Origin of the sequence: Lysinibacillus odysseyi 34hs-1 = NBRC 100172 (assembly GCF_001591965.1) — a bacterium.
Lineage (GTDB): Bacteria > Bacillota > Bacilli > Bacillales_A > Planococcaceae > Lysinibacillus_B > Lysinibacillus_B odysseyi.
This window is the reverse complement of sequence record NZ_BCVX01000004.1, coordinates 47,364-61,652: the sequence shown is the minus strand read 5'-3', so window position 1 is coordinate 61,652 and position 14,289 is coordinate 47,364. Positions and strand designations below refer to the sequence as shown.

Annotated in this window: 14 protein-coding genes; 5 read left to right on the top strand and 9 right to left on the bottom strand. The window is 41.8% G+C overall.

The window, feature by feature from the left end; translation table 11 throughout:
• The first annotated feature begins 67 nt into the window (after positions 1-67).
• Positions 68-1,690 (top strand): phosphoglycerate dehydrogenase, encoded by a 1,623-nt coding sequence (serA, locus tag BOD01S_RS07590; protein ID WP_052124951.1) that lies wholly within the window; start codon positions 68-70, stop codon positions 1,688-1,690.
• Between the two features lie 142 nt (positions 1,691-1,832).
• Here the strand turns inward: serA and BOD01S_RS07585 are convergent, their stop codons facing one another.
• The 8 genes from BOD01S_RS07585 to BOD01S_RS07550 all read right to left on the bottom strand — a co-directional run bounded on the left by BOD01S_RS07585 (position 1,833) and on the right by BOD01S_RS07550 (position 9,322).
• A complete protein-coding gene (locus BOD01S_RS07585) occupies positions 1,833-2,648 on the bottom strand; it encodes a hypothetical protein (RefSeq protein ID WP_036157498.1) in 816 nt (271 codons plus the stop codon).
• A gap of 57 nt (positions 2,649-2,705) precedes the next feature.
• The gene (locus BOD01S_RS07580) at positions 2,706-3,041 is read right to left on the bottom strand and encodes a hypothetical protein (RefSeq protein WP_036157501.1); all 336 of its coding nucleotides are present in this window, start codon (positions 3,039-3,041) and stop codon (positions 2,706-2,708) included.
• Positions 3,042-3,449: 408 nt separating this feature from the next.
• Entirely contained in the window at positions 3,450-4,238 is a 789-nt protein-coding gene (locus BOD01S_RS07575) for an HAD family hydrolase (protein WP_036157505.1), read from the bottom strand.
• 152 nt (positions 4,239-4,390) lie between these two features.
• Entirely contained in the window at positions 4,391-4,639 is a 249-nt protein-coding gene (locus BOD01S_RS07570; protein ID WP_036157507.1) for a DUF3006 domain-containing protein, read from the bottom strand.
• A complete protein-coding gene (locus BOD01S_RS07565) occupies positions 4,626-5,816 on the bottom strand; it encodes an MBL fold metallo-hydrolase (protein WP_036157510.1) in 1,191 nt (396 codons plus the stop codon). The genes BOD01S_RS07570 and BOD01S_RS07565 overlap by 14 nt, the downstream gene beginning before the upstream one ends.
• Before the next feature lie 135 nt (positions 5,817-5,951).
• The gene (locus BOD01S_RS07560; RefSeq protein ID WP_036157513.1) at positions 5,952-7,454 is read right to left on the bottom strand and encodes a coproporphyrinogen III oxidase; all 1,503 of its coding nucleotides are present in this window, start codon (positions 7,452-7,454) and stop codon (positions 5,952-5,954) included.
• 354 nt (positions 7,455-7,808) lie between these two features.
• A complete protein-coding gene (locus BOD01S_RS07555; protein ID WP_036157516.1) occupies positions 7,809-8,153 on the bottom strand; it encodes a YlbF family regulator in 345 nt (114 codons plus the stop codon).
• A gap of 23 nt (positions 8,154-8,176) precedes the next feature.
• Entirely contained in the window at positions 8,177-9,322 is a 1,146-nt protein-coding gene (locus BOD01S_RS07550; protein WP_036157519.1) for a DUF445 domain-containing protein, read from the bottom strand.
• Positions 9,323-9,442: 120 nt separating this feature from the next.
• On the opposite strand from BOD01S_RS07550, the gene BOD01S_RS07545 reads away from it, so the two are divergent.
• The 4 genes from BOD01S_RS07545 to BOD01S_RS07530 all read left to right on the top strand — a co-directional run bounded on the left by BOD01S_RS07545 (position 9,443) and on the right by BOD01S_RS07530 (position 12,873).
• A complete protein-coding gene (locus tag BOD01S_RS07545; RefSeq protein WP_036157522.1) occupies positions 9,443-9,652 on the top strand; it encodes a YheE family protein in 210 nt (69 codons plus the stop codon).
• Between the two features lie 252 nt (positions 9,653-9,904).
• Positions 9,905-10,276, top strand: a complete 372-nt coding sequence (locus BOD01S_RS07540) for a MerR family transcriptional regulator (protein ID WP_036157526.1) — start codon at positions 9,905-9,907, stop codon at positions 10,274-10,276.
• A gap of 36 nt (positions 10,277-10,312) precedes the next feature.
• Complete coding sequence (locus BOD01S_RS07535; protein WP_036157529.1) at positions 10,313-11,641, top strand: hemolysin family protein; 1,329 nt, start codon at positions 10,313-10,315, stop codon at positions 11,639-11,641.
• Between the two features lie 422 nt (positions 11,642-12,063).
• Positions 12,064-12,873, top strand: a complete 810-nt coding sequence (locus BOD01S_RS07530; protein ID WP_036157533.1) for an undecaprenyl-diphosphate phosphatase — start codon at positions 12,064-12,066, stop codon at positions 12,871-12,873.
• Positions 12,874-12,993: 120 nt separating this feature from the next.
• On the opposite strand, the gene BOD01S_RS07525 is transcribed toward BOD01S_RS07530, so the two are convergent.
• Positions 12,994-14,277 (bottom strand): MFS transporter, encoded by a 1,284-nt coding sequence (locus tag BOD01S_RS07525; RefSeq protein WP_036157711.1) that lies wholly within the window; start codon positions 14,275-14,277, stop codon positions 12,994-12,996.
• Between the last annotated feature and the right edge of the window lie 12 nt (positions 14,278-14,289).

Here is a 14,289-nt window from a genome sequence, read left to right as displayed (position 1 = left end):
TTACACATTGTTGTAAGGGGACGGGAAGGCTTTTTATTTTATATTAAAAGAGGAGCGAAACAATCAAATGGCAACTGAAACAATTGAGAGAGCAACAAAAACAATTAATGTATTTATCGCAGATCCACTAAGCGAGGATGGCATTCAGCCGCTTCGCCTGGAAACTGAATTAGATTTAAATGTCATCATTGACACGGGTTTATCACCAGAGCAATTAAAAGAAAAGATTGCGGATGTAGAAGTGCTCTTAGTGCGTTCTCAGACAACTGTGACACGTGAAATTATCGAGTGTGCGAAAAAATTGAAATTAATCGGACGGGCCGGTGTAGGTGTCGATAATATCGATTTAGCAGCAGCAACAGAGCATGGAATTATTGTAGTCAATGCGCCGGATGGAAACACAAACTCAGCTGCTGAGCATACGATTGCCATGATGACGTCTTTAGCTCGCCATATCCCACAGGCATTCAATACATTAAAAAACGGCAAATGGGACCGTAAATCTTATGTAGGGGTAGAGCTGAAAAACAAAACATTAGGCGTAGTCGGCTTTGGCCGTATCGGTGCTGAAGTGGCTTACCGTGCGAAAGGCTCTCGTATGAACGTTATGGCATATGACCCCTTCCTATCTGAAGAACGGGCTACAGAGCTTGGCGTAACAAAAGCGACGGTGGAGGAAATTTGTACTCAGGCGGACTTTATTACTGTACACACACCGCTTCTTCCGGAAACACGAAACTTAATCAATAAGGAAAAATTTGCGATGATGAAGGACGGCGTGAGAATTATTAACTGTGCACGCGGCGGCATTATCAATGAAGATGACCTGTATGACGCAATCCTGGAAGGAAAAGTAGCAGGTGCAGCACTTGATGTATTCATAGAAGAGCCTGCAACAGATCATAAGCTGCTTACACTACCGCAAGTGATCGCTACACCTCACCTTGGTGCTTCTACTGTAGAAGCGCAGGAATCTGTAGCAGTAGACGTATCAAATGACATTATCAAATTCTTTAAAACAGGTACAGTAACAAACCCTGTCAACATGCCATCTATTCCAAAAGAAAAGCTTGCTGAAGTAGAACCCTTCTTTGCATTGGCTGAAAAACTTGGCAAATTCCTTATCCAAGTATCAGAGGGCACAGTAAAAGAATTGAATATTTCTTACGCAGGTGAGGTAGCGAATTATGATGTTCGTCCGCTGACTGCCAATACAATTAAAGGATTATTGTCAACAAACCACGGCACACATGTCAATGATGTAAATGCTCGTTACCTCGCTGAACGTGTAGGCATCCAAATCAATGAACACAAAACAACAACAGCAAAAGGCTTCACAAATTTAGTAACTGTTGAAGTGAAAACTGAAACAGAAACACATGTAGTAGCCGGTACACTGCTAAACGGTCTTGGCGCACGTATCGTGAAAGTAGAAGGCTTCGTCGTGGATGTGATTCCACAAGGTCATCTTCTTTACATTAAAAACACGGATAAACCGGGCGCAATTGGCCGTGTAGCAACAAAGTTAGCCGAAAAAGACATCAATATCGCCACAATGCAAGTAGGTCGTAACGAAATCGGCGGTTCTGCCGTTATGATGCTTGTAGTGGATAATGAAGTTACAGAAGAGGATCTTCTATACGTAAGCCAGCTTGAAAATATTGATGAGGTAAAATCAATCACACTATAAACTCGATTAAAAGATAAGGACGTTTCCCTTCTTCAAGGGACTGCTTTTGAGCAGCAATCATGGAAAATAGAGCTTTCCGGAAGGTTTTTCATTTTCGGAAAGCTCCATTTATCTCCGGTCTCCACTGTATAGTAATCTTACTCTATTTCCCTCCTATATAATAAAAGTGCATTAACTCTCCTTCTTTTTGATTATATTTTATTTCCTTTTCATTAAATAAATCTGTCAAAATTTTATTCCCCTGTTCATGGGCATTCTGCAGTTCGCTTACTAATGATTCTATATCCGCAGTTCGCTGTTTTGGATCTGGCAGTTGGGAAGTTTTAATCATTTTTTTCAAAATCTCAATTTTGTGTTTCTCCCTCTCTACTAACTCTATCAGCTCTTCTTCTTTGCTTGCCGTATAGGAGGCAATGCGTTCCAGCTGTTCTTCATAATCAATTGCTTTCTGCTTGTCCATGCTCACTCCAGCTACTCCCAAATCCGTCATCAATTGATTATTCAATTCATTTAATGGATTCGTTACTGTTTGTACATAATCACTTATCTCCTGCTGTGTCGTATACAAGGGATCGAAAAACTCTTCCCCTTTTGTCACACCGATCAGACTTCCCAGCAAAATAACAATCACAATGCCGGTTCTCCAGGAAAAGGATAATCGCGCTTTTCTAACTGGAGGCTTCGTTTTGCGTTTGACTACCGATTCACACAGCAGGCACAGCTTCCGATCGTTTATTTGATAAATATCCACCTTTGTATAAAGTCTCTTACATTGATCACAATGAATGGGTGCGGGAGGAAAAATAATAGGCTGCGGAGTTGATCCGTAGTTTTCCAGATGATAGTTACAGCTCCTGCATAAAATGACATCCGCTCCATTCACTACTGCACGCGGCATAAAATTCATCGGCTGCTTGTCATGGCAGCTAAAACATTCTCCTTGAATTGTTTTTCTCATATGGCTCCCCTCATTTCATATAAAAACGCCCACAAGGAGTATGCGGGCGTCAGATCACTATAGCTGTTTAAGCAATGCAAATGATAAATATTCAGTTTGACCAATCGATTGGCTTTCGGTAAAAATACCGATACTTTCGGCTGCTCCCACTCCCATGATGAAAGTAACACCTGCTACACCTGCTACTAGTAAGGTGGATAACATTCTATGTTTCCTTTTCATTTCAACATTGGACTCAGCCATACTTTTAGATCGCACAAGTTGAAGAAATCGCTCTTTATTCTGCGCCAATATATGCTGGCATGTTACACAAAGGTCTGCGGCATGCCCCTCCATTGTTAAAGTGGCTAATTCTGTATACGGACGGCTGCAATTTTCACATGTAGTATGCATGAGCGAGCTCCTTTCAACTTTCATTCACTCAAGTATACCAATAGTAGTCAGACTATTCAAACACTTATTTGGGCTATCTGGTCGTGAAAACAAATTGCCATTGACCTAATTCTCCGTGCCGATTTGAAGAACAGTGAATCATGCTGAAAGAAAGAAGAAAAGAAAGATAATTCGCCAATACATATTACCTCTATTAAATCGCCCTGTTCTCTTTATACTATTCTAGTATTCATAGTAAATATTCATACTAAATATAAAAAGCTGTGTTAAAAGTTACGTTAACTTTTAGCACAGCCTTTCTTCAAAATAAATCTCTACTGTAAACCATTCATCCAGCAGTGCTTACAGCGAAATACTATCATCTATATTGCAAAAGAGGAGCTTTGTTTGTGTTTATATGCTTTTTACTTAAAGCTCTTTTAAAAGCTCAGAAAACTCTGTAAGTGATGTTACTTCATATGTAGGTGTAACATGCGGGCTGTGCGGCTTATTTTCACGATTGATCCATACATTCCGCATACCGACACGCGATGAACCTAAAATATCAGTCATTAAATTGTCGCCTACCATGATGGCATCTTCCGGCTGCAGATTGTTTTCTTTCAGGACAAATTCAAAAATAGAAGCGTCTGGCTTTCCTTTACCGAAGTCTCCTGAGATCACAATGTGATCAAAATACGGGGCGATTTCCGGTGTGATTTCAAGCTTCAAATTTTGCAGACTTGGTGCTCCGTTTGTTAAAAGGACTAATTGATAGCGACCCTTCAGCTCGTCCAGCACAGCAAATGTATCCTCATATAAAAACGGAGCAGCTTTACGCTCTTCCACAAATCGCTCACCTAGTTCACGACCGAACTCCTCGTCCTTAATTCCAAGCTTTTGAAGACCATTTGTCCATGCATTGGCACGGTACTGCCCGACAATTCCCTTCATTTTCTGGAATTCCGGTGTCGGATCGTCAAATACGCCCCATAGCCCTTCAAATGGATTAATACCAATCAGCACTGTATAGTCATATGTTTCATAACCTTCATAAAGTGTCCGTGCTGCTTCCCTAACAGCTGTTTCCAATTCATCAGATGTTATTTCATACTTTGTCGCCGCATATTCACAAGTTTTTTCAAAAGCTGTTTTTACTGACTTTTGATCCCATAATAGTGTATCATCAAGGTCAAAAATTATCGTTTTTACTGTCATCAGTTTCGCTCCTACATCATCAAAATATCTACTTCCCATTTTAGCATATTAAAGTCTTAAAATTCCGATGATTTATGAATAATTTTCTATATAAAAAGACCCGTAAACGTCCGATTGATACGTGACATTTACGGGTTAGTGCAATGCTTTTTCTATTGCTGTTTTTGCTGGAGCTGATTTCTAAGACGCTTGATCCGTTCTTCAGCCGCCTTTGTTTCATCCGTCAGCACAAGAATTTCATAATTTTCTCCGTCATCTTTGATGCTGACAATATCCCCGGGCTTTACGGATACATGGATATCATCTCGATGAATGATTAATTGCTCTGTTTCATTAGGGCGCTTTAAAAAAATCGCATAATCTGCCTCAAAACGATCGAGGGTATAGTTATTCGAGCTCACTGACAACCTCTCCTTTAGCGTTTTGTAGTCTTGCGGCATCTCCCGAATTCAGCCAGATCTGCCGGTTTGTCCATTTCAGCATTCCTTGTGCTTCTACTGCGTTCGGGCCGCTCGCAACCGTTACCGCTTCACCTGGCTGCAACGTATAATCAGGGAACTCATATACTTGGTTTCCTTCTACCGAAACTAACTGCCATCCCGACAGGTTTACTGCTTTGTCACTGCTGTTTTTGACGCTTACTAATTCCTTTTCCAAGTCTTTACTGACTATTTCTATTTTTCCTTTGGATGGTACAGGAATAGAGCTTACGGCGCCTACTCCTGTCCATTCTCCTGCGTTGACCGAATAGGCTTGTCCATCGGTTGCAACAACAATATGGCCTGACTCAGCCGTTCCATAAATTTTACTGCCTGCCTGCTGCAGACTTTCTACTACTTCAAAATGGGGATGACCATACTTATTCCCCTGTCCATAGCTTAAAATAGCCACTTCCGGTCTGACTGCCTCTATGAAGGCAGATGAACTGCTTGTGTTGGAACCGTGGTGCCCTGCCTTTAGAACCGTTGCTTTTACGTCTTGAGAAGCGATCATTTCCTTCTCCACGCTAATGTCAGCATCTCCTGTCAATAAAAAGGATACATTATTATATACCACTTTCAGCACAATTGATGCCTCATTATTATCAGCCGCATCTTCGTCTGCATGGAGGACGGCAATCTCAAGTGCATCATCCAATTTTACGTTGTCCCCGGTCTTTGGAACAATATAGGGAATATTTTTTTCAGAAACTAACGAGATCATATCCTCATAGGTTTGCGATGTATGCATTTTCCCCGAATCCACGAAATGTTTGATTGAAATGGAGTTCAATACGGCAATTAAGCCGCCAATGTGGTCAGCATCCGGATGGGTCGCTACTACATAATCCAAACGCTCGACACCCTGCTCCCGCAGATAGGATACAACATTCGTTCCTTGCCCCTTCACTCCGCCGTCAACCAGCATCGTTTTGCCATTCGGTGACTGGATCAGGATAGCGTCTCCTTGACCGATATCAATAAAATGAACCAGCATTTCTTTTCCGGACTTTGCAGCTTTTTCATCCTTTACAGATTCCGTTACTTCCGCACATCCTGCGAGCAGCAGTAGCATTACTAGCAAAATTATTTTCTTCATATTACAAATCCTTTTTTTACTGGCGAGAAGTCTACCCAGCCAATTACTGTTAAGAAAGCGGCGGCCTGGCGTTAGCTGCCAGAGCCTAGCATTCTATATAAATGCTCACCTGCTTTTGAAAATAGGATCCGTTTCCTATGAGTACAATTCATTTAAAATATCGATTTTTTTCTTAATTGCATCCTCAAACGTCATAATATATGCCGCGGGATCTTTCGGGTTATGGAACTGTGTAATTTTCCCTGTTACAGGATGCACAAATTTCGATGAAGCGCCACAGCCGATACCAAGAATTGTCTGCACTTCTTCCATAATCACGATATTATAGATTGATTCTTCTCCCGGCTTACAATAGCCTACGTTTTCAAGATTCCCCAAAATGTTTTTCTGGCGGTATAAGTAATATGGTACATAGCCGTTTTCCTTAGTCCAGTTACTTGCCATCTGCATCATTTCTGCCACTGTATCCCGGTCAGCTACTTTGTATTTATCTTTGTTGCGCGTCATCTCAGAAGCACGCTTGAAGCTCAATGTATGAACAGTCAATGATTCCGGCTGCATTTTCGCTGACTCTTCCAATGAATGCTTGAACTCCTCGATGCCTTCATTCGGCAGACCAATGATTAAATCCATATTGATATTATTCATTCCCATATTGCGCGATAACCAGAATTTGTCGACTGTCTCCTGTACAGTATGGTGACGGCCGATTGCCTTCAGCGTCTCTTGCGTATAAGACTGCGGATTTACGGAAATACGGTCAATTCCCCATTTTTTCAATACCTCAATCTTTTCAGGTGTAATCGTATCCGGTCGTCCAGCCTCCACTGTAATTTCACGGATAGACTCTTTGTTCGGGAATGAATCAAACATTGTTTGATAAAGTGCATCCATTTCTTCAGCTTCTATTGAAGTTGGTGTACCCCCGCCCCAATAAATAGAAGTAATGCGCATATTTTTCTCTGTAAGCCACTTCCCCATTTCCCGCAGCTCAATATGCAGGCCGTCAATAAATTTCTCTACCCGCCCTGCTTTCCGATTGGATTGGATAGCATATGCCGGGAATGTGCAATAGGCGCACATTGTGGGACAGAACGGCACGCCGATATAGATGGAAATCTCTTGCCCGATTTCATCTAAATCCGGGATAATCTGCAGCTGGCGGGCTACAATCTCTTTCATCAGGCTGATCTTTGCGTCAGAGAGGCGGAAGTCCTTTTTAAGAACGGCAAAGATTTCTTCTTCAGGAAGTCCGGCCTTGCGGTATTTGTGATATAGCTTTGTCGGGCGGACACCTGTTAATATACCCCATTGCTGCGTCATGCCTGTATACTGCTCCAGTACATCCAGCATCACGTGGGAAAGAGCTCGTTTCATACGAATATTCTGCTCTTTTTCTGTCCCCTCCGTGGCATAGCCAATTGAATAATCGCTTGTATACTCCTGTCCGTCTACAATGAGTTTAGCCGCCGTTGTAATAGTGAATTGCTCGTCGATGGCATGTGTAAAAGAAATCGACATGTCCGAGCCGTCTTTTGTAAATTTGATTACGGAATCCTCGTAAAAAAGATTCGCAATATGATTCAGCACACGATTCCAGTCATCTTTAAATTGTTCAGTAATGTATATCGTTTTCATCTATTTTCTCTACTTTCGTTAAATTCATCTTTATGATTATTTACTTATTAAAACATCTTACCTATTGTAACAAAAAACAGCCTACACCACAGTCTTGAATGATTCAAGTTTTATATTTCATTTACGGCCGTAAAATCAGATCGTAAGAAGATACAATTGCGAGGGGGCAATCCCCCTTTTTGCATAAAAAACTCAAAGGTGAGTTGTCAGAGACAACTCACCCTTTGATAAGATGGCAAATAGAAGACTTACCCAGTTTGACTTGAAAACGCTCGCCCGACAAGCAACGCTAGTTAAAAGCGTTCGGCAACACACGTGAGGACCGTACAATCTGTACGGCCCTCATGTTCACTCTTATAGTCCATCATATAATGATTGGATTGGCTTTACTAAAATACGGTTTACTTCTTCCAAAACAGTACTCATTGACATTTCTGCCTCAAGCATCGCTAAAATTTTCGGGTTTTGCTGTGCAAGTTGTGCTGCTTTTTGTAAGTAGACATATTCATCTTCCAGAAGCTCTTCCCCGGCTGCCTGCTTTTGCTGCAGCTTCATTTGAATATCGCGGAAATTCGTAAACAGTACGCGTGCTTCTTCGTCAGCTCGCACTACTTCTACCGATTCTTTCAATGCCTTAAATTCCTCTGTATTACGGAAGGTAGCTTCCAGCTTATTAATGTCATCATAAATATTAATCATTTGTATGCCTACTCTCTTTTAAATTAGTTGGTGAAGAACACAATGAAGGCTTGCACAATACCGACTAACCCGCCGATAATCCCGCCGAGCCATGTAATTAAGCGAAGCTCTTTGCTGATAATCCCCAAAACGAGCTCCTCCAACTTGGCAGTCGGGAATGAATCCACTTGCTCACGGACTACTTCCGCTAAGTTTAGACGCTGTAGTACATCTTCAATTTTATTCTCTGCTTCTATAAATACTTTATTAAGCAGCTTTGGAAGCAGTTCGTTTTTCGCCCAGTCATTTCCCTGCGGCCAATAATCCTGGATTCTTTTATCTAAACGTTCATCTAGTGCTAATTCTCTTTTAGCATATTCCTGAATATTGCCTGCAATGCGGTCGAAATTAATATCCTTCATAAAATCCATTGCGGGACGTTCCTTTACTTTTTCCCACTCTGTTAGAAAAATCCGGTTCAGCAATGCGCTTGTCCCCGGTGCCTGCAAGAATTTCACGAGTTCACGCTGCACTTTTTCCACAAGTGAGGAAGAATCGCCCATGAACATTTGAATCATACCACCAATCGAACCTTTTGACGATAAAAAGTCATCAAGCATGTTACGAATTGTCATATATCCTTCTGGCGATAAAAAGTAATCCTCGCCTTTTTGGAGAATCTGTCCAACGGCTTCGGAAATTTTGCGATCCAGGACAGGCTCTAAATCCGCCGGTAGAATTTCTTGGATTTTCTTTGTAGAAAGCACATGTTTTACATTTTCAAACTGGCTGTATATGATGACATCTACTTTTCCTTCTACAGTCGCGGGAAGATGCCCGAAGCCCGTAAGATCCAGCCAGTCTTTCAATGTTTTATCATTTAAAAAGATTTCCTGCTCTACTTTCTGCTGTGCAAACTGCAGCACATTTTGGCGCACCTCGTCTGATAAGAACTTCTTTTTAATGGTAGCCGGGGTCAATAAATACTCCGTTACCGTTTTACCGAGCTGGATAGCCAGCATATCCCGCCGTTTTGGAATCAGACCGGGTGTTAATGGCAGACGCCACTTCATAAAATAAATCGGATTGTGGGGACGGAAAAGCATTTTAATTGCCAGATAGTTTGTCGCTGCCCCAACGATTGCTCCGACACCTGCTAAAAATAAGATTAAAACAAATAAATTATCCATTGAATCCTCTCATTTCCTTTTCAACTTTTTTTATTATACCACCGAAAATGGAATTATAAGCTGTTTGGCAATTGCATAGACCCTTTTTATCAAGTACGATTGAACCGGGAGGGAAGTTCCATGATTCAACATTTTAGTTATAAACCTTTATATGAAAATACACAACTTCCAGGTTGGGCACTATCATTTTTCTACAAGCAAAAGCGCTACCAGGCGGAATACAAAAAAGACGGCGGTATCCGGTATATTGGTGAAGCACCGTCACCTGAAGATTTGGCACATGTCGAAAAAATGATTCACGAATTAATGCTATTCCACGTATATGATTGAAAAAAAGGGACGTTGATCATGGATCGGCGTCTCTTTTGAATAGAACCTACCCTCCATCATTCCCCCTTCAGAAGAAAGCGATGGCACCTTTAAAAATACAAAGCTGCAGTCCTGCGCTGTAGTTTAATCTTCCACAAAATTCCTCTCTTCAGCTGAAAAGGTCGACAAATTGATTATCTTGCCTTATACTTAAAACTATAACGTGACGGTTTGGGGTGATAATATGGGAACGAGAAATTAAAAATAGGTGAATTGGCTGCGCAAACGGGCGTAACGAAAAGAACAATTGATTATTATACGAATCTCGGCTTATTACTAATGGAACGTTCTGCTTCAAATTATCGCTATTATGACCGCGCAATGGTGGAACGGATTCATTGGATTGAAGAGCAAAAAGCGGATGGTAAATCCCTGGAGGAGATTCGTAGAATGCTAAATGTCGAGGAACCTATCGCTGAAGAAGTTGATGTTCAGGAAATTCGTCTACAGATGAAAAAGCTTGAACACGATGTAGCAAAGCTGATGGGCCAGCTCGATGAAAAGGAAAAGCAAAAGATACGAAAAAAAGTGTCTCCTGAAAGTGTGGCACTCATGCAGTCTTTACTATTACTTTTAAATAACTAGGAGGTGAACGTTCTACTTCGAGAGTAGAACGACTAATTGTCCACCGCAATTAACTTAACGATTTTCATCATTTTATTGGCATTAACGGCCTTTTTCGTAGCGACGGAATTCGCTATCGTCAAAGTACGTCAATCCCGCATTGACCAGCTAGTAGCAGAAGGAACATCACGGGCGCTTTCAGCGAAGAAAGTGACCACGCATCTGGACGAATACTTATCTGCCTGTCAGCTAGGTATTACCGTGACAGCGCTTGGTATTGGTATGGTCGGGGAGTCAACGTTTGAGTTTATCCTGCACCCTTTATTTAAGTCAGTGGGAATACCGACTGATACTATCCATTGGTTTACTATTGGCGGAGCCTTTGTCATTGCAACCTTCCTTCATGTTGTTGTCGGGGAGTTAGCACCGAAAACAGTCGCTATTCAAAAAGCTGAGGCTATTACACTTGCTTTTGCCAAGCCGATTATGATTTTCTATAAAATTCTTTATCCGTTCATTTGGTTCTTGAATGGCTCAGCCCGTCTTCTTGTCGGCCTGTTCGGCATGAAGCCTGCGAGTGAGCATGAACTATCCCATACAGAGGAAGAGCTTCGTCTCCTGCTTTCTGAAAGCTATAAATCAGGCGAAATCAATATGAACGAATTAAAATATGTAAACAATGTATTTGAGTTTGATGATAAAATTGCGCGCGAAATTATGGTACCGCGTACAGATATTGTCGGCTTTGATGTAAACGCTACGTTCGAAGAGGTACTGACACAGGTATCGGAAGAACGGTATACACGTTATCCGGTTTATGAAGGAGACCGAGACAATATTTTAGGTTTCCTTAATATTAAGGATTTCCTGACACTTGGCTTAAAAAATCGAATTCGCCCTGAGTCATTTGAATTGGCGGACTTTATTAATCCAGTTGTACGGGCGATTGAAACAACCCCGATCCATGATTTGCTCCAAAAAATGCAGAAGGAGCGCATTCACATCGCCATCCTACTCGATGAATACGGCGGTACTAGTGGTATGGTGACGGTTGAGGATATTTTGGAAGAGCTTGTCGGCGAGATCCGCGACGAGTTTGATGATGATGAAATTCCAGAAATACGCCGTATCGGTGAAGATCACTACATTCTCCATTCGAAAGTGCTTTTGGATGATGTCGCAAAGCTATTGTATATCGAATTGGAGCATGCAGACGTTGATACAATCGGCGGCTGGTACTATACAAATGATGTAGATTTGGATATGGATAAGTCTCTATATCACGAAGGCTTTACTTTTTCCATTAAAGAAAAAGATGGCCATCAAATTCAGTATTTAGAAGTGAAAAAAGAAGCTGCTCCTGTAGCCCAAGCAATAGCAGAATAAGAAAAAGAAAACTATAAAAATCAGGTTGGGTCTTGGCAGAAGCGATGAAAAGCAATCTTAGCAATAGCAGAACCTTCTGTCGGCTATAGATTTTGCAGCATAAGGCTGTTCGGAAAATTTCGACTTTCCGGATAGCTTTTTCTTTTGCCTTCCCTTCATCTTATAAGTAAGTTCTTCCCTTCAACTCAAATTTCACAGCAACCCTTTCCATATAAAATCGTCTTGTATGACGAATGGAAAAAAGGTGGAAGAAACACTTCGCTGGTACTGTCTTAAACCATTCCATCCACTAGTCAAATTTCCCTTTCTCTTATAATACAATGAAAAGAAGTACCTTTTTAACCTACCTCCCCTGGTGCGGCTTTACAAACACCGGGTGAACAGTTCATATGAACTTTACATATTTTTAAAGGAGCCTGATTATGGAAGATTTCGTTTTACTACTTAAACATTTCATTATAGGAATTGTACAAGGTTTCACCGAGCCAATCCCTGTCTCCTCAAGTGGACACGTAATGATTGCCTCTGAAATTCTCGGTCTTGGGGAACAGGGATTTACCTTTGCTATTCTAACAAATACCGCCTCTTTACTCGCTGTTCTATTCATTTACCGGGAGGATATTATCCGATTGGCGGTCCATTCTCTTCGTTATATACAAACGAGAAACAGCAGATATGCTGCTGACTTCCGTTTTGTAATTCTAATTATAATCGGTTCGATTCCAGCAGGCGTGCTCGGTATTTTACTGAACGATGTGATTGCCGAAAACATTAGTATGACAACCATTGCCCTTATGTTATTTGTAACCGGGACCGCACTCTGGCTGATCCGTAATATGCACGGAAAGAAGGGGGATGCAGACCTTACCGTCAAGGATGCTTTTCTTGTAGGACTTGGGCAAGCAGTCGCCCTTACTCCGGGCATCAGCCGCTCCGGCGCTACGATCATTTCTGCCATTGCTGTAGGGATGAAGCAGGAGACGGCCCTTCGCTTTTCCTTTATGCTTTATATCCCGGTCAGTCTTGGAGGGGTCGTTTTAGGAATTTCTGATTTTCTTGATGAACCGAACAAAGCAGAACTCGCCCTGCCTTATGCGGTGTCATTTATCGCGACCCTCTTTATGACCTATTTTGCCATGAAATGGTTCATGGGAATTATGAAGCATGGCAAGCTTATTTACTTTACGTATTATTGCTTTATCGTAGGGACCCTGCTCTTGATCTTTTACTAAAAAGAAAGAGCTGCCAGGAAAATGAAAACATTTTCTGCAGCTCTGCTTTTTTACTATTTACTAAAGAACCTATTTCCTGCCATATCTTCGCCATACCGCCTGCCCACCCGCAAAAGCATGTCATAAAGCAACTTTCCCGCCTGCCTGTTTTACCGGCTTATACCTACGCCCAAACATGAGATAGAAGTATGTCGAAGCTATTAAATAGAGACCGCCTGTAATAGAAAAGGCAATGGCATAGCCCCAGTATGCCCCGTACTCTGTTACTAGCCATGCAGCCGGCAGCCCCATTGTCGCCCATCCGATATTAAACACCATTTGGTTAACTGAGTTAGCCAGACCTTTATATTTATGGTGCACGACATCCATTGCAATGGCGCTTTGAATAGGGTTTCCCGCATTCATCAATGCCTGCCTTAGCAAAAAACCAATACTCGCCAAAAGTAAGGAGCCTGTATAGGCTGTTAAAAAAAGAAATGGAATGGAGGCAATCTGGAAAATGACCAGCGCTTTTACCTTCCCTACTCTTTTTACAAGGCGGGGTCCTATCAGCATGGCAACCGCTGTCATCGCTGAACCAAGTGCTAAAATAAAGCCTATATACGAATTCGTTGCATCAAAACGATTGGCAAAATACAAATTAAGATACGGAATAACAAGACCGGATCCGGTGCCGATAATCAGGTTGGCAATACTGAAGAGGACAATTACTTTTAAATTCGATCTGAAATCCGCAACTGTCTGAATCTCTTCATTCTGTTCTCTCTCCTCGTCCTCCATCTCCGCTGCTTTGGTTGTCTTCAACGAAAAGAGCGGCAGCAGCCCTGCTACAAAGCACAGAACACCCGTTAACAAGGAAATTTGGATACTGGCTACATCCCCTGCGCCTACCATAAGCGCAAAGTCTGCTATGACACCACCAAGCAAGCTTCCTATTACGTTTGCAACTGTTACAAGTGCAAAGTGAATGCTAAACAATTGCATACGTTCTGAGGGCCTGCTGTTTTCAGCCAAAAAAGGAACGCCTGATACTTGTGTCAAAGCCCAGACAATACCTGTCGCAAACCCAAGAATGAGCATCGGCTGCTCAGCAGTCACAATACTTCGCCCAAACAGCATAATCGCTGTTAGTGCTGTTCCTGTGATTAAAATCCACTTACGGCCAAACTTATCACTTAAGATACCCGCGGGCACAAGCATGATCGCTGTTGCCAGAGAATTGATGGAGATGACGCTTCCATTTACAGCTTCAGGCAGACCAAGCTCACGGATATATAAATTGTACATGACACTGAATACGCCCATCCCGATCTGAATGAGAATATTAGCAATAATAAATGTACGGATATTGTAATTATACGATTTTACTAATTGAAGCCACTTTTTCACGGAAACGCACTCCATATTTCTTATATT

Bases quoted from the DNA above. Each gene is read 5' to 3' on its own strand.
- serA (WP_052124951.1), top strand. From the start codon at position 68: ATGGCAACTGAAACAATTGAGAGAGCAACAAAAACAATTAATGTATTT.
- BOD01S_RS07585 (WP_036157498.1), bottom strand. From the start codon at position 2,648: ATGAGAAAAACAATTCAAGGAGAATGTTTTAGCTGCCATGACAAGCAG.
- BOD01S_RS07580 (WP_036157501.1), bottom strand. From the start codon at position 3,041: ATGCATACTACATGTGAAAATTGCAGCCGTCCGTATACAGAATTAGCC.
- BOD01S_RS07575 (WP_036157505.1), bottom strand. From the start codon at position 4,238: ATGACAGTAAAAACGATAATTTTTGACCTTGATGATACACTATTATGG.
- BOD01S_RS07565 (WP_036157510.1), bottom strand. From the start codon at position 5,816: ATGAAGAAAATAATTTTGCTAGTAATGCTACTGCTGCTCGCAGGATGT.
- BOD01S_RS07560 (WP_036157513.1), bottom strand. From the start codon at position 7,454: ATGAAAACGATATACATTACTGAACAATTTAAAGATGACTGGAATCGT.
- BOD01S_RS07555 (WP_036157516.1), bottom strand. From the start codon at position 8,153: ATGATTAATATTTATGATGACATTAATAAGCTGGAAGCTACCTTCCGT.
- BOD01S_RS07550 (WP_036157519.1), bottom strand. From the start codon at position 9,322: ATGGATAATTTATTTGTTTTAATCTTATTTTTAGCAGGTGTCGGAGCA.
- BOD01S_RS07545 (WP_036157522.1), top strand. From the start codon at position 9,443: ATGATTCAACATTTTAGTTATAAACCTTTATATGAAAATACACAACTT.
- BOD01S_RS07530 (WP_036157533.1), top strand. From the start codon at position 12,064: ATGGAAGATTTCGTTTTACTACTTAAACATTTCATTATAGGAATTGTA.
- BOD01S_RS07525 (WP_036157711.1), bottom strand. From the start codon at position 14,277: ATGGAGTGCGTTTCCGTGAAAAAGTGGCTTCAATTAGTAAAATCGTAT.